Raw genomic sequence first — 24668 nt, 5'->3', positions numbered from 1 at the left:
GGCGCTGGACAGGCGGGCGCGGGCGAAGAACGGTAGTCTTCCCAGGCGAGAGCGACAGGGCGGCCTGGGAAAGCGCGAGTGAACACGGGTGAACGCGGCGGACGAGGGGTGACATGTATCTGAAAACCCTGACTCTGCGCGGATTCAAGTCCTTCGCCTCGGCCACCACCCTCAGGTTCGAACCCGGCATCACCGCCGTCGTCGGCCCGAACGGCTCGGGCAAGTCCAACGTGGTCGACGCCCTGGCCTGGGTGATGGGCGAGCACAGCGCCAAGTCGCTGCGCGGCGGCAAGATGGAGGACGTCATCTTCGCCGGGACGTCCTCACGGGCCCCGCTCGGCCGTGCCGAGGTCACGCTCACCATCGACAACACCGACGGCGCGCTGCCCATCGACTACACCGAGGTCACGATCAGCCGCCTGATGTTCAGGGCGGGACAGAGCGAGTACGCCATCAACGGCGACACCTGCCGCCTGCTCGACATCCAGGAACTCCTGTCCGACTCGGGTATCGGCCGTGAGATGCACGTCATCGTCGGGCAGGGCCAGCTCGACCAGGTGCTGCACGCGGGCCCGGAGGACCGCAGGGCCTTCATCGAGGAGGCCGCGGGCGTTCTGAAGCACCGCAAGCGCAAGGAGAAGGCGCTGCGGAAGCTCGACGCGATGCAGGCCAACATGACCCGGGTCCAGGACCTCACCACCGAGCTGCGCAGACAGCTCAAACCCCTCGGCCGCCAGGCGGAGATCGCCCGCAAGGCCGCGGTCATCCAGGCCGACCTGCGTGACGCCAGGCTCAGGCTGCTCGCCGACGACGTGCTCACCCTGCGTGTCACCCTGGAGCGGGAGACCGCCGACGAGGCCGCCGTGCTGGCCCGCCGTACGGTGGTGGAGACCGAGCTGGAACAGGGCCAGGTCGCCGAGGCCGAGCTTGAGGCCGCGGAGGCCGAGGCACAGCCGCGCCTGGCCGCCGCCCAGGAGACCTACTTCCGGCTTTCGTCCCTCCGTGAGCGCCTCAGGGGCCTGGCCGGGCTGGCCGCCGAACGGCACCGCAACGCGACCGACACCACGGTCGAGCGCAGAGGACGCGACCCGGAGGACTACGAGCGCGAGGCCGAGGAGATCCAGGAGCAGGAACGCGTCCTTGAGGAGCTCCTCGACCAGGAGCGGGAGACCCTGGCACAGGCCGTCGCGGGACGCTCGGAGAGCGAGGAGGCGCTCGCCGCCGAGGAGCGCCGCCTGGCCGCGGAGGCCAAGGCCGTCGCGGACCGGCGCGAAGGACTGGCCAAGCTCAGGGGACAGGCCGGCGCGGCGCACAGCAGGGCGGGCGCGGCCGAGGAGGAGATCGGGCGGCTGAGGCTCTCCCTCGAAGAGGCCGAACAGCGCGCCGAGCGCGCCCGCGCCGACCACGAGGGCCAGGAACGCTCTGAGCCGGAGATCGACCCCGCCCTCGCCGAAGAGCTGGAAATCGCCCTTGAGGCCGTGGCACAGGCGAGGGAGGCCGTCGAGGAGGCCAAGGCCGTCGCCGAGGAGGCCAAGGCCTCGGTCGCGGGCCCCAACGCGGCCCTGTCCTCGGCCAAGGCCGCCGTGGGCGTCGCCCGCAAGGCCGACCAGGAGGCCCAGCGTCAGGTCGCCGCGCTCGAAGCCAGGTTCGAGGCGCTCCAGCTGAGCCTGGCGAGCGGCACGGACGGCGCCGCGGCGCTGCTGGCCGCCGACCTGGCCGGGGTGCTCGGCCCGGTGGCCACCATGCTGACCGTCAGCCCCGGCGCGGAGACGGCCGTGGCCGCCGTGCTCGGCGCCTACGCCGAGGCGGTGGCCGTGGAGTCGCTGCAGGCCGCCGCGGACGCCATCGACTTCCTCAGCCGCCAGGACGGGGGCCGGGCGGCCCTGCTCGTCGCCACGGGCGGGCAGGTCCCGCGGAGGGCCGACATGCCCGTCGCGGGCGGCCGGTGGGCGGCGGACCTGGTCACCGTGCCCGACGCGCTGCGGGCCGCCGTCACGCACCTGCTGGCCGACGTCCTGGTCGTCGACGACCTTGAGACGGCCAGGAAGGCCGTCGAGCAGTGGCCCGAGCTGCGAGCCGTCACCCGCTCCGGCGACCTGGTCGGCTCCTACGCCGCCAGGGGAGGCTCAACGGGCGCGGCCTCCGCCCTCCAGATGCGGGCCGCTCTCGACGAGGCCGTCGCGGACCTGGCCACGGCCAGGCAGGCCGCCGAACAGGCGGGTCTCGCCATGGAGGAGGCCGCCGAAGCCGAGGCACAGGCGCAGTTCTCCGTCGAGACCGCCCAGGCGGGCGTGGGCGAGGCGCAGACAGGCGTGCAGACCGCCCAGGCCGGGGTGAACGCCGCCCAGGCCGCGCTCGACCAGATCAGGGCCAGACAGCGTGACGCCGACCAGCGGGCCGCCGCGACCGCGCGGCGACTGGCCCAGCTCGGCGCCGCGGCCGAGGCCGCCGCCGCCGAGTGCGAACGGCTCGCCAGGGCCGTACGGGCCGCCGAGGAGGCCCGCGACCGGGACGCCGCGGGGCTCGCCGAGATCGAGGAACGGCTCGCCGCCGCCACCGCCGAGGTGGAGGCCGAACCCGAACCGACCACCGAGATGCGCGACGAACTCGCGGAGATCTGCGCCTCGGCGAGACAGACGGAGATGGAGGCCCGCCTGGCCGTACGGACGGCCGAGGAGCGGGTCAAGGGCCTCACGGGCCGGGCCGACGAACTGCTGCGCGCCGCCGAACGGGAGCGCGAGGAACGCGCCAGGGCCGCCGAGCTGCGGGAACGGCGGCGCAGGCAGGCACTGGTCGCCCAGGCCGTGGTCCGCGGCACCGAGCTGACCCTGGCCCGCCTGGAGACCTCCCTCACCGTGGCGGCCGAGGAACGCGACGAGGCCGAACAGGCGCGCGGGCAGATCGACCAGTCGCTCAAGTCGATCAGGCTCCGCGTCAGGGAACTGTCCGGCGAACTGGACAAGCTGATCAACAGGGCGCACGGCAGCGAGGTCGCCAGAACCGAACGGCGCCTGCGCCTGGAACAGCTGGAGGCCAAGGCCGTCGACGAGTACGGCGTCGAACCCGACACGCTCATCGCCGAGTACGGCCCGGCCGAACCCGTCCCGACCGTCGACGGCGACCCCGTTCCCTATGTGCGTGAGGAACAGGAGAAGCGGGCCAGGGCCGCCGACCGGCAGATGGCGCAGCTTGGCAAGGTCAACCCGCTGGCCCTTGAGGAGTTCGCCGCCCTTGAGGAACGGCACGCCTTCCTCACCTCCCAGCTTGAGGACCTCAAGAAGACCAGACGTGACCTGCTGCTCGTCGTCAAGGAGGTGGACGAGCGGGTCGAGCAGGTGTTCGGCGCCGCCTACGCCGACGTCGCCCGTGAGTTCGAGCAGATCTTCGGGCGGGTCTTCCCCGGCGGTGAGGGCAGGCTGCTGCTCACCGACCCGGAGGACATGCTGACCACCGGCGTCGAGGTCGAGGCCAGACCGCCGGGCAAGAAGGTCAAGCGCCTGTCGCTGCTGTCCGGAGGGGAACGGTCGCTGACCGCCGTCGCCTTCCTCGTCGCCATCTTCAAGGCGCGGCCCTCGCCGTTCTACGTGATGGACGAGGTCGAGGCGGCGCTCGACGACACCAACACCCAACGGCTGCTGACCCTGTTCGAGGAACTGCGGCAGACGTCACAGCTCATCGTCATCACCCACCAGAAACGCACAATGGAGATCGCCGACGCGCTGTACGGGGTCTCGATGCGGGGGGACGGGGTCAGCCAGGTGATCAGTCAGCGGCTTCGAGAAAGTTAGTTGTGTCTCTTTGCGCGGCTTCGGCAGCGCGGGTTGTGTCTCTTTGCTCCGCCTTCGGCGTCGCGGGCTTGGGCGCTTCGGGTCGGTGTCTTCCCTCGTCACTGCGTCGCTGCGCTCCTGTGTTCCTCAGTCCAGACACCGACGCGCCCAAGCCGTGTCTTTTTGCGACGCCTGGCGGCGTCGCGGGCTTGGGCGCCTCGGGCCGGTGCTTTCCCTCGTCGTTCGTCCGCTGCGCTCCCTCTCTCCTCAGTCCAAGCACCGACGCGCCCAAGCCGAAACTCTTCACACTTGGCGCCGGGGGTGTCGGCCGACCCCTCGCTTCGGAGGTGGAAAGTCCACGCGGGCAGGTGCGGGGGACGTCTTTGTCGTCGTGGCGGGGAGGGCGAGCAGTCAAGATCGATGGGGGGTGACTTGACCCGGGGGGTCGGAGCATTCCGGGGGGTCTGGAAAACTGTGCTCTTGTGGAAGGCTATCTCGGCATAATCGCGATCATCGTCGTTGTCGCCCTGCTGGCGGCGGGCGGCATGTTCCTGTTGCTCAGGCCGCGGGGCAAGTCGGCTCCTCCGGTGGAGCCGCCCGAGGTGCGGCCCGTTCCCGGGGAGGAACAGGCGCCTCCCGTGGGGGCCGCGCAGGACGACGACGCGGCGACCACCACTCTTCCGCCGCCGGCCAAGCCCGCCGAGCCCATGGTCGTCCCCCCGGCCGTCGAGATCCCGCCGCCCTCGGCGGGCCGCATGGTACGGCTGCGCGCCAGGCTCGCCCGGTCCCAGAGCACCCTCGGCAAGGGCCTGCTCGACCTGCTCTCGCGTGACCGTCTCGACGACGACACCTGGGACGAGATCGAGGAGACCCTGATCACCGCGGACGTCGGCGTCGCCCCGACCCAGGCGATGGTCGAGGAGCTGCGGACCAAGGTGAAGGTGCTGGGCAGCAGGACGCCCGCCGAGGTGCGCGGACTGCTCAAGGAGCAGCTGCTGACCCAGATCGGCGCCGACACCGACCGCACCCTGCACGTCAAGCCGCACGGGGAGCGTCCCGCGGTCGTGCTCGTCGTCGGCGTCAACGGCACCGGCAAGACCACGACGACCGGCAAGCTGGCGCGTTCCCTCATCGGCGACGGAAACAAGGTCGTGCTCGGCGCCGCCGACACCTTCCGCGCCGCCGCGGCCGACCAGCTCCAGACCTGGGGCGACCGGGTCGGCGCCGAGGTCGTGCGTGGTCCCGAGGGCGGCGACCCGGCCTCGGTGGCCTTCGACGCCGTGGCCAAGGGCATCGAGGACAAGGTGGACGTGGTCATCGTCGACACGGCGGGCCGTCTGCACACCAAGACCGGCCTGATGGACGAGCTGGGCAAGGTCAAGCGCGTCATCGAGAAGAAGGCGACGGTCGACGAGGTCCTGCTCGTCCTGGACGCGACCACGGGTCAGAACGGCATGCGCCAGGCCCAGGTGTTCGCCGAGGTCGTCGACGTCACCGGTATCGCCCTGACCAAGCTCGACGGCACCGCCAAGGGCGGCATCATCATCTCCGTCCAGCGTGAGCTCGGAGTGCCGGTCAAGCTGGTCGGCCTCGGTGAGGGGCCGGACGACCTGGCCCCGTTCGACCCCGAGGTCTTCGTGGACGCCCTGCTCGGCGACTGAGAGAGCCACCGGGAACCGGGACGCGGTGAACGCCGCGTCCCGGTGGGGACGTCAGTCCCGAAGGAGCGCCCCGTTGCGCCGGGCGCGGTCTCCGGCGGAGGGCAGCGGCCCGACGGGCACGACCATGGGGGTGCCCGCCACCGGGTCCTCGATGACCCGGGCGGCCAGGTCGAAGACCTCCGCGAGCAACTCCTCGGTGAGGACCTCGGCGGGGGGCCCGGCGGCGACGACCTTGCCCGAGCGCATGGCGACCAGGTGGTCGGTGTAGCGGGCGGCGAGGTTGAGGTCGTGCAGGACCATCACCACCGTACGGCCGAGCTCCCCGTGCAGGCGGCGGACGAGTTCGAGGACCTCGATCTGGTGCGCCAGGTCGAGGAAGGTCGTCGGCTCGTCGAGCAGCAGCAGGTCGGTGCCCTGGGCCAGGGCCATCGAGATCCAGGCGCGCTGACGCTGCCCGCCGGACAGCTCGTCGAGCGGGCGTTCGCCCAGGTCGAGCAGGCCCGTCATGGACAGGGCCTCGTTGACGGCCGTCTCGTCGCCGGAGGACCACTGCCGGTACCACGTCTGGTGCGGGTGCCGTCCCCTGGCCACCAGGTCGGCCACGGTCAGTCCCTCGGGGGCCGTGGGGGCCTGCGGCAGCACTCCCAGGATCTTCGCGACCTCCCTGGTCGGCATCCTGTCGATGCGTTTGCCGTCCAGCAGCACCTCGCCGCCGGAGGGCTTCAGCAGGCGTCCCAGCGCGCGCAGCAGCGTGGACTTGCCGCATCCGTTGGGGCCGATGATCGTCGTCACCGTCCCGGCCTCGATCCCGAGGTCGAGCCCGTCGACGATGACGCGGTCGCCGTACCCGAGCTTGACGTCGACGGCCCGTAGTCTCAAGGTCGTGCCTTTCTTCGCGCGCGGACGAGGAGATAGATCAGATAGGGGGCGCCGAGGACCGCGGTGACCACGCCGACGGGAAGTTCGACGGGGCTGAACGCGGTCCGCGCGACCAGGTCGGAGGCGCTGGTGAGGACGGCACCGGTGAGCGCGGACACCACGAGCGGAGGCTGGGCCGCTCCGGCCAGGCGCAGCGCGATCTGTGGCGCGGCCAGCGCGACGAAGGCGATGGGGCCCGCCGCGGCGGTCGCGAGCGCGGCCAGCAGCACGGCGGCCAGGATCATCAGGCTCCTGGTGAGGTCGGGGCGCACCCCGAGCCCGGTGACGGTCTCCTCGCCGAAGCGCAGCGCGCCGAGTGAGCGGGCGCCGACCAGGGTCGCCGGGACCAGTACGGCCAGCGCAACCGCGACGGGGACGACGTGTTCCCAGCCCCTGCCGTTCAGCGAGCCGGTGATCCAGACGATGGCGCGCCCGCTGTCGTTGACGTCGCCGATGGTCAGCAGCCAGTACTTGACGTTGACGCACATCACCGAGACGCCGATGCCGACGAGCACCAGGCGGTAGCCGTCCAGGCCGCCCCGCCAGGCGAGCGTGTAGACGGCCAGCGCCCCGGCCGCGCCGCCGAGCAGGGCGAGCAGCGGAATCCCGACCGAGGCCAGCATGCCACCCGCCCCGCCCGCGGCGCTCGACGTGGCCACGATGGCCGCGACCACGCACACGCTGGCGCCCGGCGTCACCCCGAGGATGTCGGGGCTGGCCAGCGGGTTGCGCGCGATGGCCTGGGTGATCGCCCCGGCCAGGGCGAGCGCCGCGCCGACCAGGACGCCGGTGAGCGCCCGGGGCAGCCGCAGCTCCATCACCACGAGGTGGTCGGGGCCGTCTCCCACGACGGCCCGGCCCACCTCGGCCAGGCTCATCGGGATGTCGCCGATCCGCATGCCGAGCCCGGTCAGCAGTACGGCGGCGGCCAGCAGGACCAGTGCCGTCAGGATGGGGCGTGGCCGCAGCGGCCAGGAGGCGGGACCGGCCCGTAGCGCCTTTGTCTGTGCCCTTGTCGGGGCCTTCGTCTCAGAGGGGTGCAGGCCGTGCACGGGGGTGGGGTTCACAGGCGGACCGGTTTCCTGCGGCGGACCAGGGCGACGAAGAACGGCGCGCCGAGCAGGGCGAGGACCACTCCTGCCTCCAGCTCGCCGGGCCGGGCGACCACCCGTCCCGTCACGTCGGCGAGCAGCAGCGCCACCGCGCCGATCAGCCCCGAGTACGGCAGCAGCCACCGGTTGTCGGGGCCGGAGAGGGGGCGGGCCAGGTGGGGGACCATCAGGCCGAGGAAGGCCAGCGAGCCGCAGGCCGCGACCGAGGCGCCGGTGAGCAGCGTGATCGCGCAGATGCCGACGGCGCGGGTCAGGGTGACGTTCTGGCCCAGGGCCCTGGCCACGTCCTCGCCGAGGGCGAGCGCGTTGAGGCCGGGGGCGTTGACCAGGGCGAGCAGGAGCCCGACGACGACGAACGGCAGCACCTGGGTGACGGTCTCCGCGCCCCGGCCCGCGATCGAGCCGGTCTGCCAGAACCGGAAGACGTCCATCGCCTGCTCGTCCATCAGGACCAGGGCCGAGGTGAGCGCGTAGAGGAAGGAGCTGACCGCCGTGCCGGCCAGGGCCAGGGTCAGCGGGGTCGGGCCGGACCGTCCGCCGACCATGCCGAGGGCGAAGACTCCGGCGCTGGCGACGAGGGCCCCGGCCAGGCCGAACCAGATGTAGCCGTACAGGCCGGTGACGCCGAGCGTCATGATGGCGAGCACCATCGCGAACGCCGCGCCCTGGGTGACGCCGAGCAGACCGGGGTCGGCCAGCGGGTTGCGGGTGTGCCCCTGCATGAGGGCGCCCGCGACGCCCAGGGCGATCCCGGCCATGACCCCGATGGCGGTCCTGGGCACGCGCAGCGACCGCACGACGATGTCGTTCTCGGTGCCCGACGGGCTGGTCAGGGCGTGCCACACGTCGCCGGGCGGGACCGGTTTCGCGCCGACCGCGAGGCTCAGCAGGACGGCGGTCAGCAGCAGGGCGAACAGCCCGGCGACCACGATCGACCTGCGGGTACGCAGGGCCGTGAGAACGCCCCTGGGCGAGGGGGACCGCGCGATGACCGCCGTCGTGCTCACGCGCGCTCCTCTCGCCTGCCGGAGACCGGACACCGTCCCGTGGACCGGGACCCCGATTGTCGGGCTCCGAACGAGTATGACAGTTTAGGCATGCCTAATCTAATTTAGGCGTGCCTTACCTTGGAGGAAGTCCTGATGAGAACATTGCGCGCCGTGGCGCTCGGGATGGCGACGGCCGTACTGTCGGCGGGGCTGGCCGCCTGCGGCACGAGTACGCCGACCACCGCGAAGCCCGCCGCGGAAACCGGGACGGGGGCGGATCCCTCGGCCGGGGCGGCGACCGCGGAGGGCTTCCCCCGCACGGTGAAGCACGCCATGGGCGAGACCGTGATCCCGGCCAGGCCGGTGCGGGTCGTGACCCTCGACCAGAGCTTCGTCGACGCGGTGCTCACCCTGGACACCGACGTCGTCGGGTTCACCACCTACCGGGCGATCGACGACAAGCTCCCCGACTATCTGACCCCGGTCCTCGGGCACGCCAAGGACGCCGTCTCCGTCGGCACGCTCGAACAGCCGAGCCTGGAGCGGATCATCGCCCTCAAGCCCGACCTGATCGTCTCGGCGAAGGTCCGGCACGAGGCGCTGTACGACAAGCTGTCGAAGATCGCTCCGACGGTGTTCAGTGAGACCACCGGCGCGATCTGGAAGGAGAACCTCAGGCTCATGGGGCGGGCCCTGGGCAGGGAGGACCTGGCGGAGACCAGGCTCAAGGACTACCAGGACCGCGCCGCCGCGCTCGGCGCCTCCATCGACAAGAAGAACGGCGGAATGCCGACCGTCTCGGTCGTCCGGTTCGCCGGGGAGCCGACCGTGCGCCTGTACGTGGAGAACTCCTACTCGGGGCTGGTGCTGAAGGACGTCGGCTTCGTCCGGCCGAAGGACCAGCCGACCACGACCGAGACGATCGCGGTGAACATCAGCCAGGAGAACATCTCCCAGCTCGACGCCGAGCACATCTTCGTGGCGGCCTACCCCGACCCGGCGGCCGAGCCGATCAAGAAGGAGTTCCAGGCCAACCCGCTCTGGGGCAGGCTCAAGGGCGCCAAGCACGACGTCGCCGACGTCGTCTGGATGAGCGCGGTCGGCATCCAGGGCGCCCACGCCATCCTCGACGACGTCGCGAAGGTCTTCGGGGTCGATCCCGCCAGGGCCTCCTGAGCGGGTTCCTTCGGGTGGGATGTCAGGGCTCGGCCAGGAAGGACCTCAGTTCCTCCAGGTGAGGGGCGATGTCCAGGCCGCGCTCGGCGAGCCAGGCGTCGTCGCCGTAGGTGCAGCGGTAGCGTTCGCCGCCGTCGCAGATCAGGGTGACGACGCTGCCCCGCTCGCCCGCCTGGCGCATCTCCCGCAGGATCCGTACGGCGGCCGCGACGTTGGTGCCCGTCGAGCCGCCGACGTCGCGGCCGGTGACCTCGCGGACCCAGCGCATCGCCGCGATGGACAGGGCGTCCGGGACCTGGATCATGCGGTCGATCACGGTGGGCATGAACGACGGTTCGACCCGGGGGCGGCCGATGCCCTCGATGCGGGAGCCGGGGGCGGTGACGGTGTCGTCGCCGGCGCACCAGCCCGGGTAGAAGGCGGACCCCTCCGGGTCGACCACCGCGAGCCTGGTCTGGTGCCGCCGGTAGCGGATGTAGCGGCCGATGGTCGAGGACGTGCCGCCGGTGCCGGCGCCGACCACGATCCAGGTCGGCTCGGGGTGGGGTTCCATCTCCATCTGCTGGAAGATGCTCTCGGCGATGTTGTTGTTGCCGCGCCAGTCGGTGGCCCGCTCGGCGTAGGTGAACTGGTCCATGAAGTGGCCGCCGGTCTCGGCCGCGACCCGGCGGGACTCCTCGTAGATGGTCCCGGGGTCCTGAACGAGGTGACACCTGCCGCCGTAGAACTCGATCAGGGCGATCTTCTCGGGGGACGTCGAGGCGGGCATCACCGCGACGAACGGCAGGCCGACCAGCCTGGCGAAGTAGGCCTCGCTCACCGCGGTCGAGCCGCTGGAGGCCTCGACGACCGTGGTCGAGGGGCCGATCCAGCCGTTGGCCAGGCCGTACAGGAACAGGGATCGGGCCAGGCGGTGCTTGAGTGAACCGGTTGGGTGGACGGACTCGTCTTTGAGGTAGAGGTTTACCCCCCAGTGCGTGGGAAGCGGGAAGACGTGGAGATGGGTATCGCAGCTTCGGTGGGCGTCGGCCTCGACGTGACGGATGGCCTCGGCCACCCAGGAGCGGGTATAGGGGTCATGCCTGTCCACGTATTCCATGCACCCAAAAGTAGCGCGAGCTGGGGTTATGTGATGATGGACACAACCTCTACCATCTTCAGAGGGAGATGTTACGATAATGAGACTTGTCCGGCTGTAGGGCGTGTCGTACCCGCCTTCGAAGCAGCCGACGACCAACCTCCTGACCAGGCGGAAGAGCTCTTAACGGCCCGCTTACGAGCCGCCTGCGAGCATTCGACAAGCCGCCGGAAAGGGCGTGTCGTGCCTGTGCCGGACGGTGGTGGGGGGAATCAGTACAAGGGGGAAGAACACGTGATCACGATGACCGAAGAGCAGCGCCAGGACTGGTTCGAGCGCGACGTCGTTCCGGTCACCACCCAGCTCTACGCGTCCGCGATGCGTTTGACCCGCAACTCCGCCGACGCCGAGGACCTCGTGCAGGAGACGGTGGCCAAGGCGTTCACCTCTTACCACCAGTTCCGGGAGGGGACCAACCTCAAGGCGTGGCTGCACCGGATCCTCACCAACAACTTCATCAACGAGTACCGCAAGAAGCAGCGTTCGCCCAAGCTCTCGGCGACCGAGGAGATCGAGGACTGGCAGCTCGCCGCCGCCGAGTCCCACATGTCCTCCGGGCTGAAGTCCGCCGAGACCGAGGCGCTCGAACAGCTGCCCGACAGCGCCGTGATGAACGCGCTGCGCTCCCTGCCCGAGGACTTCCGCGTCGCGGTCTACCTGGCCGACGTCGAGGGCTTCGCCTACAAGGAGATCGCCGAGCGCATGGGCACGCCCATCGGCACCGTCATGTCCCGGCTGCACCGTGGCCGCCGTCAGCTCAGGACGATGCTTGAGGACTACGCCCGCGAGGAGGGCGCCGTCCGCCTGCCCGAGCAGCGCCAGGCCGCCTGACCGGCGGCTCATGCCCGATCCGGGGCTCAGCCCGCGGCGATCAGCGCGACCGCCGCGAGGGTGAAGCCGATGCCTGTCATCTGCACGACGTTGAGCCGCTCCTTCAGGACGTATCTGGCCAGCACCAGCGTGCTCGCCGGATAGAGGGAGACCAGCACGCCGACGAGGCTCAGCATGCCGCGCTGCTGGGCGAACATGAACAGCACGTTGGCCAGCATGTCGAGAACCCCGGCCGCCAGGATGATCCGCAGCGCGCCCGCGCCCGGCCGCAGCGTACGGCCGGTGGCCAGGGCCAGCAGGGCGATGAGGGTGATCGAGGAGAGGCGCGCGCCGAACAGCGGCCACATCCCGGTCTCGGCGGGCGACTGCGCCAGCAGGACGAAGAAGCCGCCGAACCCCACGCCCGCCACCAGCGCGGCCACCAGCGGCCCCCGGCCGTTCCCGGACGCGCTCCGCGAGGGATCACGGCTGACCAGCAGCACCGCGACCAGTGCCAGCACCACACCGCAGAGCGCCGGCGGCTCGGGCCGCTCCCCGGTGGCCAGGCCGTACAGGACGGGCAGGGCCGCGGAGGTGGTCGCGGTGGTCGGGGCGACGACGGACATCACGCCGGTGGCCAGCGCCCGGTAGAAGAGCACCAGCCCGGCGGCGCCGGAGACACCCGCCGCCGTGCCCCAGGCGAACGCGCCCGCCGTCGGGGCGCCGGGCAGCAGCGGCATCAGCGCGACCACCAGGGCGAGCCCGGCGCTCTGGGAGAGCACGACCACCGCCATCACCCGCGACCTGCGGGTGGCCAGACCGCCGAAGAAGTCGGCCGTGCCGTAGACCACGGCGCAGAGTGTGGCCAGCGCCACCGCGATCATCCTTCACCTCAGTTCAATGGATTGCACCGTTGGAACAATATATGAGGTGCAAAATACTGCAAATCAGGTTCACTACACTGGACTGATGGATCCCGAGACGATCAACGCGGCGGTCGCCAACAACGTGCGGGCCCAGCGGGCGCACCGGCAGATGACGCTCGACGAACTCGCCACCCGCTCCGGGGTGAGCCGCGGCATGCTCGTCCAGGTCGAGCAGGGACGGACCAACCCCAGCATCAACACGCTCACCCGCATCGCCGACGCCCTCGGGGTGACGGTCGCGCGCCTGGTCGAGGTCTCGGACGTGCCCGTGGTGCGGGTCGTCCCCGCGGCCAACGTCGTCACCTTCCCGCACGGGAAGGCCAGTTCGGCCCGGCTGCTGGTCGGCACCGACGCCCCGTCGATCCTGGAGCTGTGGGACTGGCGGCTCGCCCCCGGCGACCATCACGACGGTGACGCCCACCCTCCGGGCACCAGGGAGATGCTGACCGTCATCGAGGGGGAGCTCACCCTCTCGGTGTACGGCGGCAGCCACGTCGTGGGCGTGGACGACGCCGTGGTGTTCCGCGCCGACCGGCCGCACCGCTACTCCAACAACGGGCAGGTCCCGCTCAGGTTCACGATGGTGGTGACCGAGCCGAAGGAGACACCTGACCAATAGTGGGGAACGGGTGTCACCAGGCGACGCGTGACCGCATCATTACCCCATGTCGCTTTCGCTGTCACCCGCCGGTGGCGGGGCCTGTTTCCCGGCCGCGCGGTCCGTCCCTCCGTCGGGGAGCGGTCCCTCCGTCCGCCGGGGAGGTGACGGGTGAACGAGCGTGTAGAGGCGGGGGAGGCGATCGCCAGGCTCCGCGCGGACCTGGCCGGGCTCGGGGTCACCGGCGCCTACGAGGTCGACGACGACGGCACTCTCTCGGTATGGATCGGGCTCGTCGTTCGCTTCCGAGATGGTTTCTACCGGTGGCAGGAGGGCCAGGTGAAACGTCGGCATCTGGGCACGGATTCGAAAGGATGCGCCATTCGGGTAGCGCGTCGCTATGCGGAACTCCAGGCCGATGTCCCATCCTGGTGGGACGAACTGGCCAGGAGTCTGCGGGGGGACGTGGCCGGAGACTATCCATGACCATCTGTGACCCCGGCCGGCCTGGCGGGGGGCAGACGTGTGGCGATGGATGGTTTTCACCATGGCCGTCCTGCTGGGAGTCGCGGGCTGCGAGCCCCCTGTCGCGATCCTGAGCATCGAGAGCGACCCGTCCCCGTCCGTCTCGCCGTCCCCCGAGGCCTCCCCGCTCTTCGACCCGGAGGAACTCGCCGAAAGGCTGGTCGCGATCCAGCGGCAGTGGCCGAGGAACAGCCTTCCGAAGCCGCCCGGCGCGCGCGGGGTGAACTGCGCCAGGATCAGGTGCGTCGCGCTGACCTTCGACGACGGGCCCGGGCCGTACACCGGCAGGCTGCTCGACATCCTCGCCAGGCACCAGGCGAGGGCCACCTTCTTCGTACTGGGCAGGATGGTCGCCGAGGACCGGGGGGAGAACCTCCGCAGGATGGTCGTCGAGGGACATGAGATCGGCAACCACACCTGGGACCACCTTCCGCTCCCTCAGCTCTCGGAGAAGTCGATCAGGTTCGAGCTGGCCAGCACCCAGAAGATCGTCAGACGGCTGTCCGGGGTCAAGATGACGATGATGCGGCCGCCGTACGGCTCGACGGGCAGGCGGGTCGCGGCGGAGGCCTCCCGTCTCGGGCTCGCCCAGGTCATGTGGAGCGTCGACACCCTCGACTGGCGTGACCGCGACTCCAGACTGGTCGCCCAGCGCGCGGCCCAGGCCACCCCGGGGGCCATCGTGCTCATGCACGACATCCACCCGACGACCGTCGAGGCCGTGCCCGCCGTCCTGAACCAGTTCGTCCAGCGGGGCTACACGTTCGTGACGCTGTCGGAGCTGTACGGCGTGCCCCGCCTGGTGCCCGGCAGGGCCTACACCAGCATGGGCGACGGAGCCAGGGGGACCGCGGCCACGGAGATTCCCTAACCGTCGGTGGCCGATGGCACGATGGGCCGCATGGGTTTCAGCGGCTTTCCCGACGAGGGGCTCCTGTTCTACGAGGGCCTTGAGGCGGACAACTCGAAGACCTACTGGACGCGCAACAAGCGGGTCTACGAGGAGGCGGTCCGGGCTCCGATGGCGGCCCTCGGCGAGGAGCTCGCCGAGGAGTTCGGGCAGGCGCGCATGTTCCGTCCCAACCGCGACGTCCGCTTCTCCAAGGACAGGTCCCCCTACAAGACGCACCAGGGGTCCTACGTCCCGAAGGGCGAGGCGATCGGCTTCTACGTCCAGCTCGACGCGGCCGGGCTGCTCGTCGGCGGAGGACTCTACGCCGCGCAGGGCGAACAGCTGGCCCGCTACCGCCAGGCGGTCGACGAGGAGATCAGCGGGACGCCGCTGGAGAAGATCGTCGCCGAGGCGCGCGTCGCGGGTTACGCCATCGAGGGCGACCGTCTCAAGACGCGGCCGAGGGGCGTCCCCGAGGACCACCCCCGTCTCGACCTGCTCCGTCACAGGTCGCTGCACGCGAGCCGCCGTTTCGAGCCGGAGGGGTGGATCCACACCCCGCAGGTCGTGGAGCGGGTGCGGGAGGTCTGGCGCGACCTCACCCCGCTGGTCGAGTGGCTCGCCGACCATCTTCCCGCCGACTAACCCGGGTCAGGGCTTCGTATGCCCCCGGTCACGGTTCGTTGACGGCCCTGACCGTCTTCGACCGGTCACCTGGCGTTTCGTGTTTTCGGGACGGCCCACCCTCCTGACAGGAACCTTGACACTCCGCTCGGGTTTCGGATAGTCCGGAGGCATGGGTCCGAGTCGCTGCCGACTCGCGACACCACCAGCCGGAGCGGGGGAGGCGCCAATGGCGACCTACGAGTATGTCTGCCGGGACTGTGGATACTTCGACGTTCGTCTTCCGATGGGAACCGCGCCGTCCGAGTACGGCTGCGCCACCTGCGGACACGACGCCCGTCGCGTCTACTCCCCGCCGAACGTCTCCTGGGTTCCTCCGGCGCTCGCGGCCGCGTTCGGCCGTGAGGAACAGAGCCGGGAGGCGCCCGAGGTCGTCACCACGCCGCCGGGACGGCGACCGCCCCGGCCGCCACACCCCGCGCTGGCGCGCCTGCCCCGGCCATGAGCCTGTGAGGGAGGTCCGGCGATGGCGACCGTGGGACTGCTTTACGTCGGTGCGGTGCTCTTCATCAACGGAATGATGCTGCTGGGAAAGGTCGACGCGCGGGCGGCGGCCGTCTTCAACCTCTTCGTCGGGGCGCTGCAGGTGATCACGCCCACCGTGCTGATCATCGCCGCGGGCGACAGGGCGGGTGCGATCCTCGGGGCCTCGGGACTCTTCCTGTTCGGCTTCACCTACCTCTACGTGGGCATCGGCCTGCTCGGCGGGTTCGACACCACGGGGGTCGGCTACTTCTCGCTGTTCGTGGCGATCACGGCGCTCGGTTTCTCCTACGCGAACTTCAGGATCCTCGGTGACAAGCCCTTCGGCGTCATCTGGCTCTACTGGGCGTTCCTGTGGTTGCTGTTCTTCCTGCTGCTCGGGCTCAAGCGCGAGCATCTGACCGTCTACACGGGCTGGGTGACGGCGATCGAGGGGTGGGTGACCGCGGCCATCCCGGCCTTCCTGCTGCTCACCGGCTACTGGCAGAACTGGAACCAGGACCTGCTGGCCGTACTGCTGGCGGTGTTCGGCGTGGTCGTCTTCGGCGGGCTGTGGCTGCTGACGAGGGGGCGGCGGTCACTTCCCGGCAACACTGGCCCGGCAGGGGGGAAGACGGCCGCGGCGCACTAGATCCGTACGGGCGTGGCCCGGAGAGGCCCCTGGAAGGCCCTAGAAGGAAGGACTCCGGAGGAGGTGATGTGGCCTGGGCATCCGGTCGGCACACACATCCCGAGAAAGGAGTTGCCATGCCGAAGGTCGTCTTCAGCGTGGATCAGTCGAAGCCGATGCGTGATCAGCAGGTGCCGGGGCACAACCGGTGGCACCCGGACATCCCCGTGGCGGCCATGGTCAGGCCGGGGGAGGTGTTCCGCGTCGAATGTCGTGAGTGGACCGACTCACAGATACACAACAGCGACTCGGCGAACGACGTGCGGGACGTCGACCTGTCCCTCGCGCACATGCTCAGCGGCCCCATCGGGGTCGAGGGGGCCGAACCGGGAGACCTGCTGGTGGTCGACATCCTGGACCTGGGCCCGGTCCCCCAGGAGACCGGTGAGGCGCCGGGACAGGGCTGGGGGTACACCGGCATATTCGCCAAGGCGAACGGCGGTGGCTTCCTGACCGACTACTTCCCCGACGCGTACAAGGCGATCTGGGACTTCAACGGCATATATGCGACATCTCGCCATTTGCCCGGTATCAGATACGCGGGGATCACCCACCCCGGCCTGTTCGGCACGGCGCCGTCGGCCGAACTGCTCGCCGACTGGAACCGGCGGGAACAGGCGCTCATCGACACCGACCCCGACCGGGTCCCGGCGCTCGGCCTGCCGCCGCTGGCCGAGAACACCCTGGCCGGTCAGGCGACCGGCGAGGTGGAGGCCAGGATCGCCCGTGAGGGGGCACGTACCGTGCCCGCGCGGGAGAACGGCGGCAACCACGACATCAAGAACTTCACACGCGGCGCACGTGTCTTCTACCCCGTCCACGTGAAGGACGCCAAGCTCTCCGGGGGTGACCTGCACTTCAGCCAGGGCGACGGCGAGATCACCTTCTGCGGGGCGATCGAGATGGGGGGCTTCATCGACTTCCACGTGGACCTCATCAAGGGAGGCATGGAGAAGTACGGCGTCGGCACCAACCCCGTCTTCATGCCCGGCAACGTCGAGCCGCGCTATTCGGAGTTCATCTCGTTCATCGGCATCTCGGTCGACCACGACACCAACACCAACTACTACCTCGACGCGACGGTGGCCTACCGCAGGGCGTGCCTCAACGCCGTCGAGTACCTCAAGAGGTGGGGCTACACCGGGGAGCAGGCCTACCTGCTGCTCGGCTCGGCGCCCATCGAGGGCCGGATCAGCGGCGTCGTCGACATTCCCAACGCCTGCTGCTCGCTCTACCTGCCCACGGAGATCTTCGACTTCGACGTGCGCCCGAACAAGGAGGGGCCCGTCAAGCAGAAGCGGGGACAGTGCGCGGTCTCGTCCTGACCCGATGACCCGGAGGGGGCTCCCCTCCGCGGGAGAGTCCTCTGGCGATGGGGCCGGGGGACTCTCCGCGCGTCCAGGTCTCCATGGGCCGGCCTGTGGTCACGGACCGCCCGGAGAGCCGCGGGCGACGGTCAGCGGTCGAACGCGGAGGACTTCACGCCGTTGACGAAGGCGTGCCATCCGGGAGAGGTGAAGTAGAGGACGGGACCCAGGGGGTCCTTGCTGTCACGAACGGCATGGGTGGCGTCCCGCTTGTGCTCGGGGCGGTGTGCGGCGGAGCCGAGTTCGGCGACCTCGACGCAGTCGCCTCCGTTGGGGCTGCTGAAACTCGACTTCCGCCACGGGAGATTGCTCAGGTCCATTTCTCCTCTACCATTCTCTTGATGCTGTCCTCTGGCATGCCGGTGATAAAGCGGGAGGAGGGCAGCCTCAAATGACCGCACTGCCCCCGGGGTCCTTCGGACGGTTCAATGATGATGCGGTCGCAGACGCCGTTTCTCAACACGTTACCCCGGTTTCGCCGACGGGGACGGCGGTATTCACCGTTCGAGCAGGTACGCCCTCGTGGGCGGATCCGGTGACATGGATTTCCCGTGAAAAACACGATGTGGGTAACCGATCACTTCCCGTGCCGACCGGCCCGTTGTCGAACGGTTACCTGGGACTCCCGTTAATGGGCCATTCGGGTAACGGAATTCTCGGATGTATTCGGCGTGGTGGCGCGGGAACCGCTTCGGAGGCTCCGTTGAAGGAGTGACGCGTGTTCCTTTCTGGGAACGGTGAGGACCGTGAAACGCAAAAAGAGCGCCCGCCGTACGACGGACGCCCTTTTTCCGGGGTTTTCCGGGGTTCTCAGTTGCCGCGCTTGGCGCGGGCCGCGCTCCTGCCCCGGGTGGCCGCGTCGAGGACGACCTTGCGGATGCGCACGTTCTCCGGAGTGATCTCCACGCACTCGTCCTCGCGGATGAACTCCAGCGCCTGCTCAAGGGAGAGCTGACGCGGCGGGATGACCTTCTCGGTCTCGTCCGCCGTCGAGGAGCGCATGTTGGTGAGCTTCTTCTCCTTGGTGATGTTCACGTCCATGTCATCCGAGCGGGAGTTCTCGCCGATGATCATGCCCTCGTAGACCTCGGTGGTCGGCGAGACGAACAGCACGCCGCGCTCCTGGAGGTTCAGCATCGCGAACGCGGTCACCGGGCCGGGCCGGTCGGCGACCAGGGAGCCGTTGTTGCGGGTGCGCAGCTCGCCGAACCAGGGCTCGTAGGAGTCGAAGACGTGGTGAACCAGGCCGGTGCCCCGGGTCTCGGTGAGGAACTCGGTCCTGAAGCCGATCAGACCACGAGCCGGGACCACGAACTCCATCCGGATCCAGCCGGTGCCGTGGTTGGTCATGTGCTCCATCCGGCCCTTGCGCACGGCCAGCAGCTGCGTCACCGCGCCGAGGTACTCCTCGGGGCAGTCGACGGTCAGCCGCTCGACCGGCTCGTGCACCTTGCCGTCGATGGTCTTGGTGACGACCTGGGGCTTGCCGACGGTCAGCTCGTAACCCTCGCGGCGCATCTGCTCGACGAGGATGGCCAGCGCCAGCTCACCACGGCCCTGCACCTCCCAGGCGTCGGGCCGGTCGGTCGGCAGGACGCGCAGCGAGACGTTGCCGATCAGCTCCTTGTCGAGGCGGTCCTTGACCATGCGGGCGGTGACCTTCGAGCCCTTCACCTTGCCGACCAGCGGCGAGGTGTTGGTGCCGATGGTCATCGAGATCGCGGGCTCGTCCACGGTGATCAGCGGCAGCGGACGCGGGTCCTCCGGGTCGGCCAGCGTCTCGCCGATCATGATGTCCGGGATGCCGGCGATCGCGATGATGTCGCCGGGACCGGCCTCCTCGGCGGGCTTGCGCTCAAGCGCCTCGGTCATCAGCAGCTCGGTGATCTTCACCTTCTGGATGCTGCCGTCGGTGCGGCACCAGGCGACCTGCTGGCTCTTCCTGATGGTGCCCTGGTGGACGCGGCACAGCGCGATCCTGCCGAGGTAGGAGGAGGCGTCGAGGTTGGTGACGTGCGCCTGCAGCGGGGCGTCCGGGTCGTAGGTCGGCGCGGGGATGGTCTCCTTGATGACCTCGAAGAGCGGTTCGAGGTCGTCGGAGTCGGGCATCCCGCCGTCCTCGGGGCGGTTCAGCGAGGCGCGGCCCGCCTTGGCCGAGGCGTAGACGATCGGGAAGTCGATCTGCTCCTCGGTGGCGTCGAGATCCATGAAGAGCTCGTAGACCTCGTCCACGACCTCCTTGATCCGGGCGTCGGGGCGGTCGACCTTGTTGATGCACAGGATGACCGGCATCTTGGCGGCGAACGCCTTGCGCAGCACGAACCGGGTCTGCGGCAGCGGACCCTCCGAGGCGTCGACCAGCAGCACGACGCCGTCGACCATCGACAGACCGCGCTCGACCTCGCCGCCGAAGTCGGCGTGGCCCGGGGTGTCGATGATGTTGAGGGTCATGCCGCCGTGCTTGACGGCGGTGTTCTTCGCGAGAATGGTGATGCCCTTCTCGCGTTCGAGGTCGTTGGAGTCCATGACACGGTCGTCCACGTCCTGGTTCGCGCGGAACGCTCCGGACTGCCAGAGCATGGCATCCACGAGAGTGGTCTTGCCGTGGTCGACGTGCGCGATGATCGCGATGTTCCGCAGGTCATCGCGGCTGTTCAAAGGCATGTTTGAGTCTCACTCTGTGATCGTGGAGGCTGGCCGCGGACCGTGCGGCCTCCCTATTTTAGTTGATCCGCAACAATCGCTTTCACGCCGCCGCCGAACGCGGTCATATGTTCACCTCCGGGACACCCCGCAGGCCTGCGGAGCGGGCCTTTCTCCGATATGACGAGCCGTCCCCCCGGCCCGCCGCGTTCGGTCATAGGCTCGTGGACATGCCGCTAGCGCCGTCGTTCGCCGTGATGCTCAGGACCGAGGACAACGTGCGGATCGAGGCCGCGCACACCCCGTCACGCGGTCCTGCCGACCTGGGCATCGTGCTCGCCCACGGCTTCACCGGCTCGCTCAGGGAACGCCCGGCCCGCCGCATCACCCACGTGCTCAGCGGGTTCGGCGGCGTCGTCTCCTTCGACTTCCGCGGCCACGGCCGCTCCGGCGGCGAGTCGACCGTCGGGGACCTGGAGATCCTCGACATGGACGCGGCGGTACGGCACGCCAGGGCGATCGGCTACGCCAGGGTCGCCGTCGTCGGCTTCTCCATGGGCGGGGCGGTGGCCGTACGGTACGCCGGATGGCGGGCGGCGGCAGGCCGGGCCGGGCGGGTCGGGCGGGACGGCGAGATCGACGCCGTGGTCACGGTCAGCGCGCCCGCGCGGTGGTACTACCGGGGGACCAGGCCCATGCGGCAGGTGCACTGGGCGATCGAGCGCCCTCTGGGACGCCTGGCCGCGCGGGTCGGCAAGCGGACGCGGATCAGGAGCAGGGGATGGGACCCGGTGCCCTCGGCCCCCCACGAGGCGGTCGTGGACATCTCGCCGACCCCGCTGCTGATCGTCCACGGCGACGCCGACTCCTTCTTCCCCCTCGACCACGCCCACCAGCTCCACGACGCGGCGGGGGAGCCGAAGGAGCTGTGGATCGAGCCGGGCTACGGCCACGCCGAGTCGGCGGCGACCCCCGACCTGGTCCGCAGGATCGGCAGGTGGGTCGTGGCCAACTCCTGACCACCCTGGTTCACCCGGGCGACGCCCCGAGGGTGTTGACTGCTCTGCGTCTTTTGGTCGGGCCTGGTTTCGTGACCTGGTCTCGCGGCACAGGAGGGCGTATGCGCAGCATCTACGTGGCGGGTCTCGGGCGGGGGGACGGCAGGCAGATCGTCGAACTGGGCCTGATGGAGCTGCTCGCCCGCCGGGCCCACAGGACGGGGGTCTTCCGGCCGATCACCAGGGGAGACGACCGCACGCTCGAACTGCTCGGCATGAGATACCGGCCCGCGGCCGCCCAGTCCGGCGTCACGGCCGAGGCCGCCGCGGAGATCTACGCCGGTCACGGCACCGAGGAGCTGATCTCCCGGCTGGTCACCCGTTTCCACGCGCTCGAACGGGAGTGCGACGCGCTGCTCGTGCTCGGCAGTTCCTTCGCCACCGACGACCTGCCCAGGGAACTGGCGTTCAACGCCCGGCTCGCCGCGGAGTTCGGCGCCCCGGTGATCGTGGTGGTCGGCGCGCACGGCGAACGGGCCGAGGAGATCGCGATGGAGATGCGCACCGGCTACCAGGTCTTCTCCGACCTCGGCAGCACGGTGCTCGCGGTCGTCGCCAACCGGGTGCCGGCCGGGATGAGCGTCGATCCCGTTCTTCCCGTGCCCTGCTACGTCATCCCTGAGCATCCCTCGCTCTCGGCGCCGACGGTCGGGCAGGTGATGCGGGCCGTCGACGCCAGAGGGTTGCAGGGCGACGAGGACGCGCTGCGCAGGGACGTGCTGGGGTTCGTGTTCGGCGGGGCCACGTTGCCGGTCTTCCTCGAACACCTGACGGACGGGGCCCTGGTGATCACCCCGGGAGACCGGGCCGACCTGCTGCTGGCCTCCCTCGCGACGGAGGCGGCGGGCACCGTCAGGCCGTCCGGGGTTGTCCTGACGCTCGGCCAGGAGCCGACGAAGACCGTGCGGGACCTCACCGCCCGCCTGGCCCCCGGGGTGCCTGTGCTCTCCGCCGCGGCGGACAGCTTCACCGTCGCCACGACCCTGGCCGGGCTCGAAGGGCGGCTGACGGCCGACAACCCTCGCAAGATCGACACCGCGCTCGGCCACTTCGAGGCCCACGTGAACACCGCCGACCTCGCGGACCGGATCGAACTGGCCCGTCCTGAGCGGGTCACCCCGATGATGTTCGAGCACACCCTGCTGGAGCGGGCCCGCGCCCAGCGGAGGCACATCGTGCTGCCCGAGGGCGAGGAGGACCGCGTCCTGCGGGCCGCCGACATCCTCATGCGGCGCGGCATCGTCGACCTCACCCTGCTCGGCAGGCAGGAGGTGATCCGCAGGAGGATCGGCGACCTCGGTCTCGACCTGTCCGGCGTGACCGTCGTCGACCCCGTGACCTCCCCGATGCGCGGTCCCTTCGCCCGCGAGTACGCCGCGCTGCGGGCGCACAAGGGCGTGACGCAGGAACGGGCGGAGGAGCTGATGGCCGACGTCAACTTCTTCGGCACGATGATGTTGCACCGCGGCGAGGTGCACGGCATGGTCTCCGGCGCCGCGCACACCACGGCCGCGACGATCCTGCCGGCCTTCCAGATCATCAAGACGGTCCCCGGCACCTCGGTCGTCTCCTCGGTGTTCTTCATGTGCCTGGCCGACAGGGTGCTCGTCTACGGCGACTGCGCGATCAACCCCGACCCCGACGCCGAACGGCTCGCCGACATCGCGATCTCCTCGGCCCGTACGGCACGGCGCTTCGGCATCGAGCCCAGGGTCGCGATGTTGTCGTACTCGACGGGGCACTCGGGCAGCGGCGCGGACGTCGACAAGGTGCGCCAGGCCACCGCCCTGGTCGCCGAGCGGGCACCCGACCTTCTGGTCGAGGGGCCGATCCAGTACGACGCGGCGGTGGACGCCAGGGTCGCCGCCGCCAAACTGCCGGGCTCCCCGGTCGCGGGCCGGGCGACCGTACTGATCTTCCCGGACCTGAACACCGGCAACAACACCTACAAGGCCGTGCAGCGCTCGGCCGGGGCCGTGGCGGTCGGGCCGGTGCTACAGGGACTCCGCAGGCCGGTCAACGACCTGTCGCGGGGCGCGCTGGTCACCGACATCGTGAGCACCGTGGCCATCACCGCCATCCAGGCGCAGGAACAGGGGTGACCGTGAAGCGTGTCCTGGTGATCAACAGCGGGTCGTCCTCGGTGAAGTACGCCCTGCTCGCCGGTGAGGACCGGCTGGCCTCCGGCATCGTGGAGCGGATCGGCGAGCCGGGTTCCCCGGTCGCCGACCACGGAGCGGCCCTCGACATCGTCGCCGACGAACTGGCGGGTCAGGGCCTGGGGATCGACTCTCCCGAGCTGACCGCGATCGGGCACCGGGTGGTGCACGGCGGTACGGACTTCACCGAGCCGACGTTGATCACCGACGAGGTGACGGCGATGATCGAGGAACTGGTCCCGCTGGCCCCGCTGCACAATCCGGGCAACCTGGCGGGCATCGAGGTCACCCGGCGGCTGCGTCCCGACCTGCCGCAGGTCGCCGTCTTCGACACCGCCTTCCACTCCACGATCTCCCCGGCCGCGGCGACGTACGCGATCGACAGGGAGGTGGCGGAACGGCTGAGAATCCGCCGCTACGGCTTCCACGGCACCTCGCACGCCTACGTCTCCCGGGAGGCCGCCGCGGAGGCCGGCAGGCCGGACGGAAACGTGATCGTGCTGCACCTGGGCAACGGGGCCAGCGCCTCGGCCGTCTCCGGCGGACGCTGCCTGGAGACCTCGATGGGCATGACCCCGCTTGAGGGCCTCGTCATGGGAACACGTTCCGGGGACCTGGACCCCGGCGTCCTGACCTACCTCGCCAGGACCGGGGGGATGTCCTTCGAGGAGATCGACACGATGCTCAACCGGGGCGGCGGCATGCGCGGCCTGTGCGGGGACAACGACATGCGGGCCGTACAGGAGCGCCTCGCGGCCGGGGACCCCGACGCGGAACTGGCCTTCTCCGTCTACTGCCACCGGCTGCGCAAGTACGTCGGCGCCTACTACGCCGTGCTCGGCACGGTCGACGTGATCGCCTTCACCGGTGGGGTGGGGGAGAACTCCCCGCTGGTCAGGCAGACGGCGCTGGACGGTCTTGAGGCGCTGGGCATCGCCGTCGACCCGGGCCGCAACGAGCGGGGAGAGCGGGTCATCTCCCCTGACGGGACGGCCGTGCGGGTCGTCGTGATCCCCACGAACGAGGAGCTGGAGATCGCCCGGCAAACTCTTGCGGTTTTGCCTCGAACCAAACACCCATAAACCACGTCTA

General features: G+C 70.1%; 21 protein-coding genes. 14 read left to right on the top strand and 7 right to left on the bottom strand.

The features are described from left to right. Positions 1 to 113 precede the first annotated feature (113 nt). The gene (gene smc / locus ABZ470_RS02060; RefSeq protein ID WP_362909393.1) at positions 114 to 3788 is read left to right on the top strand and encodes a chromosome segregation protein SMC; all 3675 of its coding nucleotides are present in this window, start codon (positions 114 to 116) and stop codon (positions 3786 to 3788) included. Between the two features lie 461 nt (positions 3789 to 4249). After that, a complete protein-coding gene (gene ftsY, locus ABZ470_RS02055) occupies positions 4250 to 5428 on the top strand; it encodes a signal recognition particle-docking protein FtsY (protein WP_352010294.1) in 1179 nt (392 codons plus the stop codon). Positions 5429 to 5479: 51 nt separating this feature from the next. Here ftsY and ABZ470_RS02050 read toward each other — a convergent pair whose 3' ends face one another. From ABZ470_RS02050 to ABZ470_RS02040, 3 genes are read right to left on the bottom strand one after another with little or no spacing between them, the layout of a single operon-like run. Continuing rightward, positions 5480 to 6307 (bottom strand): ABC transporter ATP-binding protein, encoded by an 828-nt coding sequence (locus ABZ470_RS02050; protein ID WP_362909391.1) that lies wholly within the window; start codon positions 6305 to 6307, stop codon positions 5480 to 5482. Beyond that, positions 6304 to 7413, bottom strand: coding sequence for an iron chelate uptake ABC transporter family permease subunit (locus ABZ470_RS02045; RefSeq protein ID WP_362909389.1), 1110 nt, complete (start codon positions 7411 to 7413; stop codon positions 6304 to 6306). The genes ABZ470_RS02050 and ABZ470_RS02045 overlap by 4 nt, the downstream gene beginning before the upstream one ends. Beyond that, a complete protein-coding gene (locus ABZ470_RS02040) occupies positions 7410 to 8465 on the bottom strand; it encodes an iron ABC transporter permease (RefSeq protein WP_362909387.1) in 1056 nt (351 codons plus the stop codon). Before ABZ470_RS02040 ends, ABZ470_RS02045 begins: the two co-directional genes overlap by 4 nt. Before the next feature lie 135 nt (positions 8466 to 8600). Between ABZ470_RS02040 and ABZ470_RS02035 the strand changes: the two genes are divergently transcribed. Beyond that, positions 8601 to 9623 carry an iron-siderophore ABC transporter substrate-binding protein gene (locus tag ABZ470_RS02035; RefSeq protein WP_362909385.1) on the top strand — a complete coding sequence of 341 codons (1023 nt, stop codon included), beginning with the start codon at positions 8601 to 8603 and terminating at the stop codon, positions 9621 to 9623. Positions 9624 to 9645: 22 nt separating this feature from the next. On the opposite strand, the gene ABZ470_RS02030 is transcribed toward ABZ470_RS02035, so the two are convergent. After that, positions 9646 to 10722 carry a PLP-dependent cysteine synthase family protein gene (locus ABZ470_RS02030; protein ID WP_362774096.1) on the bottom strand — a complete coding sequence of 359 codons (1077 nt, stop codon included), beginning with the start codon at positions 10720 to 10722 and terminating at the stop codon, positions 9646 to 9648. Positions 10723 to 11004: 282 nt separating this feature from the next. Here ABZ470_RS02030 and ABZ470_RS02025 point away from each other — a divergent pair, with 282 nt between their 5' ends. Beyond that, a complete protein-coding gene (locus tag ABZ470_RS02025) occupies positions 11005 to 11592 on the top strand; it encodes a sigma-70 family RNA polymerase sigma factor (RefSeq protein ID WP_352010731.1) in 588 nt (195 codons plus the stop codon). A 26-nt stretch (positions 11593 to 11618) separates the two neighbouring features. Here ABZ470_RS02025 and ABZ470_RS02020 read toward each other — a convergent pair whose 3' ends face one another. After that, positions 11619 to 12455 carry a DMT family transporter gene (locus tag ABZ470_RS02020; protein ID WP_362909383.1) on the bottom strand — a complete coding sequence of 279 codons (837 nt, stop codon included), beginning with the start codon at positions 12453 to 12455 and terminating at the stop codon, positions 11619 to 11621. A gap of 85 nt (positions 12456 to 12540) precedes the next feature. On the opposite strand from ABZ470_RS02020, the gene ABZ470_RS02015 reads away from it, so the two are divergent. The 7 genes from ABZ470_RS02015 to fmdA all read left to right on the top strand — a co-directional run bounded on the left by ABZ470_RS02015 (position 12541) and on the right by fmdA (position 17674). Further along, entirely contained in the window at positions 12541 to 13116 is a 576-nt protein-coding gene (locus ABZ470_RS02015) for an XRE family transcriptional regulator (protein ID WP_362909381.1), read from the top strand. A gap of 150 nt (positions 13117 to 13266) precedes the next feature. Continuing rightward, complete coding sequence (locus tag ABZ470_RS02010) at positions 13267 to 13581, top strand: hypothetical protein (RefSeq protein ID WP_352010302.1); 315 nt, start codon at positions 13267 to 13269, stop codon at positions 13579 to 13581. A gap of 61 nt (positions 13582 to 13642) precedes the next feature. Further along, complete coding sequence (locus ABZ470_RS02005) at positions 13643 to 14491, top strand: polysaccharide deacetylase family protein (RefSeq protein ID WP_352010303.1); 849 nt, start codon at positions 13643 to 13645, stop codon at positions 14489 to 14491. A gap of 30 nt (positions 14492 to 14521) precedes the next feature. After that, positions 14522 to 15157 carry a DUF2461 domain-containing protein gene (locus tag ABZ470_RS02000; RefSeq protein ID WP_362909378.1) on the top strand — a complete coding sequence of 212 codons (636 nt, stop codon included), beginning with the start codon at positions 14522 to 14524 and terminating at the stop codon, positions 15155 to 15157. Positions 15158 to 15365: 208 nt separating this feature from the next. Next, on the top strand, positions 15366 to 15641 hold the full coding sequence (locus tag ABZ470_RS01995) for an FmdB family zinc ribbon protein (protein ID WP_352010305.1): 276 nt from the start codon (positions 15366 to 15368) through the stop codon (positions 15639 to 15641). A 21-nt stretch (positions 15642 to 15662) separates the two neighbouring features. Next, positions 15663 to 16310, top strand: a complete 648-nt coding sequence (locus tag ABZ470_RS01990; protein ID WP_362909376.1) for an AmiS/UreI family transporter — start codon at positions 15663 to 15665, stop codon at positions 16308 to 16310. A gap of 116 nt (positions 16311 to 16426) precedes the next feature. Next, complete coding sequence (gene fmdA / locus ABZ470_RS01985; RefSeq protein WP_362909374.1) at positions 16427 to 17674, top strand: formamidase; 1248 nt, start codon at positions 16427 to 16429, stop codon at positions 17672 to 17674. Between the two features lie 131 nt (positions 17675 to 17805). Here fmdA and ABZ470_RS01980 read toward each other — a convergent pair whose 3' ends face one another. Next, a complete protein-coding gene (locus tag ABZ470_RS01980) occupies positions 17806 to 18036 on the bottom strand; it encodes a DUF397 domain-containing protein (RefSeq protein WP_352010308.1) in 231 nt (76 codons plus the stop codon). A gap of 490 nt (positions 18037 to 18526) precedes the next feature. Continuing rightward, the gene (gene typA / locus ABZ470_RS01975; RefSeq protein ID WP_352010309.1) at positions 18527 to 20380 is read right to left on the bottom strand and encodes a translational GTPase TypA; all 1854 of its coding nucleotides are present in this window, start codon (positions 20378 to 20380) and stop codon (positions 18527 to 18529) included. A gap of 209 nt (positions 20381 to 20589) precedes the next feature. Here typA and ABZ470_RS01970 point away from each other — a divergent pair, with 209 nt between their 5' ends. The 3 genes from ABZ470_RS01970 (at position 20590) to ABZ470_RS01960 (ending at position 24658) form a co-directional block, all read left to right on the top strand. Beyond that, positions 20590 to 21378 carry an alpha/beta fold hydrolase gene (locus tag ABZ470_RS01970; RefSeq protein ID WP_362909372.1) on the top strand — a complete coding sequence of 263 codons (789 nt, stop codon included), beginning with the start codon at positions 20590 to 20592 and terminating at the stop codon, positions 21376 to 21378. A gap of 101 nt (positions 21379 to 21479) precedes the next feature. After that, positions 21480 to 23519 (top strand): phosphate acetyltransferase, encoded by a 2040-nt coding sequence (gene pta / locus ABZ470_RS01965; protein WP_352010311.1) that lies wholly within the window; start codon positions 21480 to 21482, stop codon positions 23517 to 23519. Beyond that, the gene (locus ABZ470_RS01960) at positions 23516 to 24658 is read left to right on the top strand and encodes an acetate kinase (RefSeq protein ID WP_352010312.1); all 1143 of its coding nucleotides are present in this window, start codon (positions 23516 to 23518) and stop codon (positions 24656 to 24658) included. The genes pta and ABZ470_RS01960 overlap by 4 nt, the downstream gene beginning before the upstream one ends. Positions 24659 to 24668: the final 10 nt, after the last annotated feature.

It is taken from the genome of Streptosporangium sp. NPDC020072, assembly GCF_040631445.1.
Classification (GTDB): Bacteria; Actinomycetota; Actinomycetes; order Streptosporangiales; family Streptosporangiaceae; genus Streptosporangium.
The sequence above is the reverse complement of the archived record's forward strand: the minus strand, read 5'-3'. Positions and strand labels throughout refer to the sequence as shown.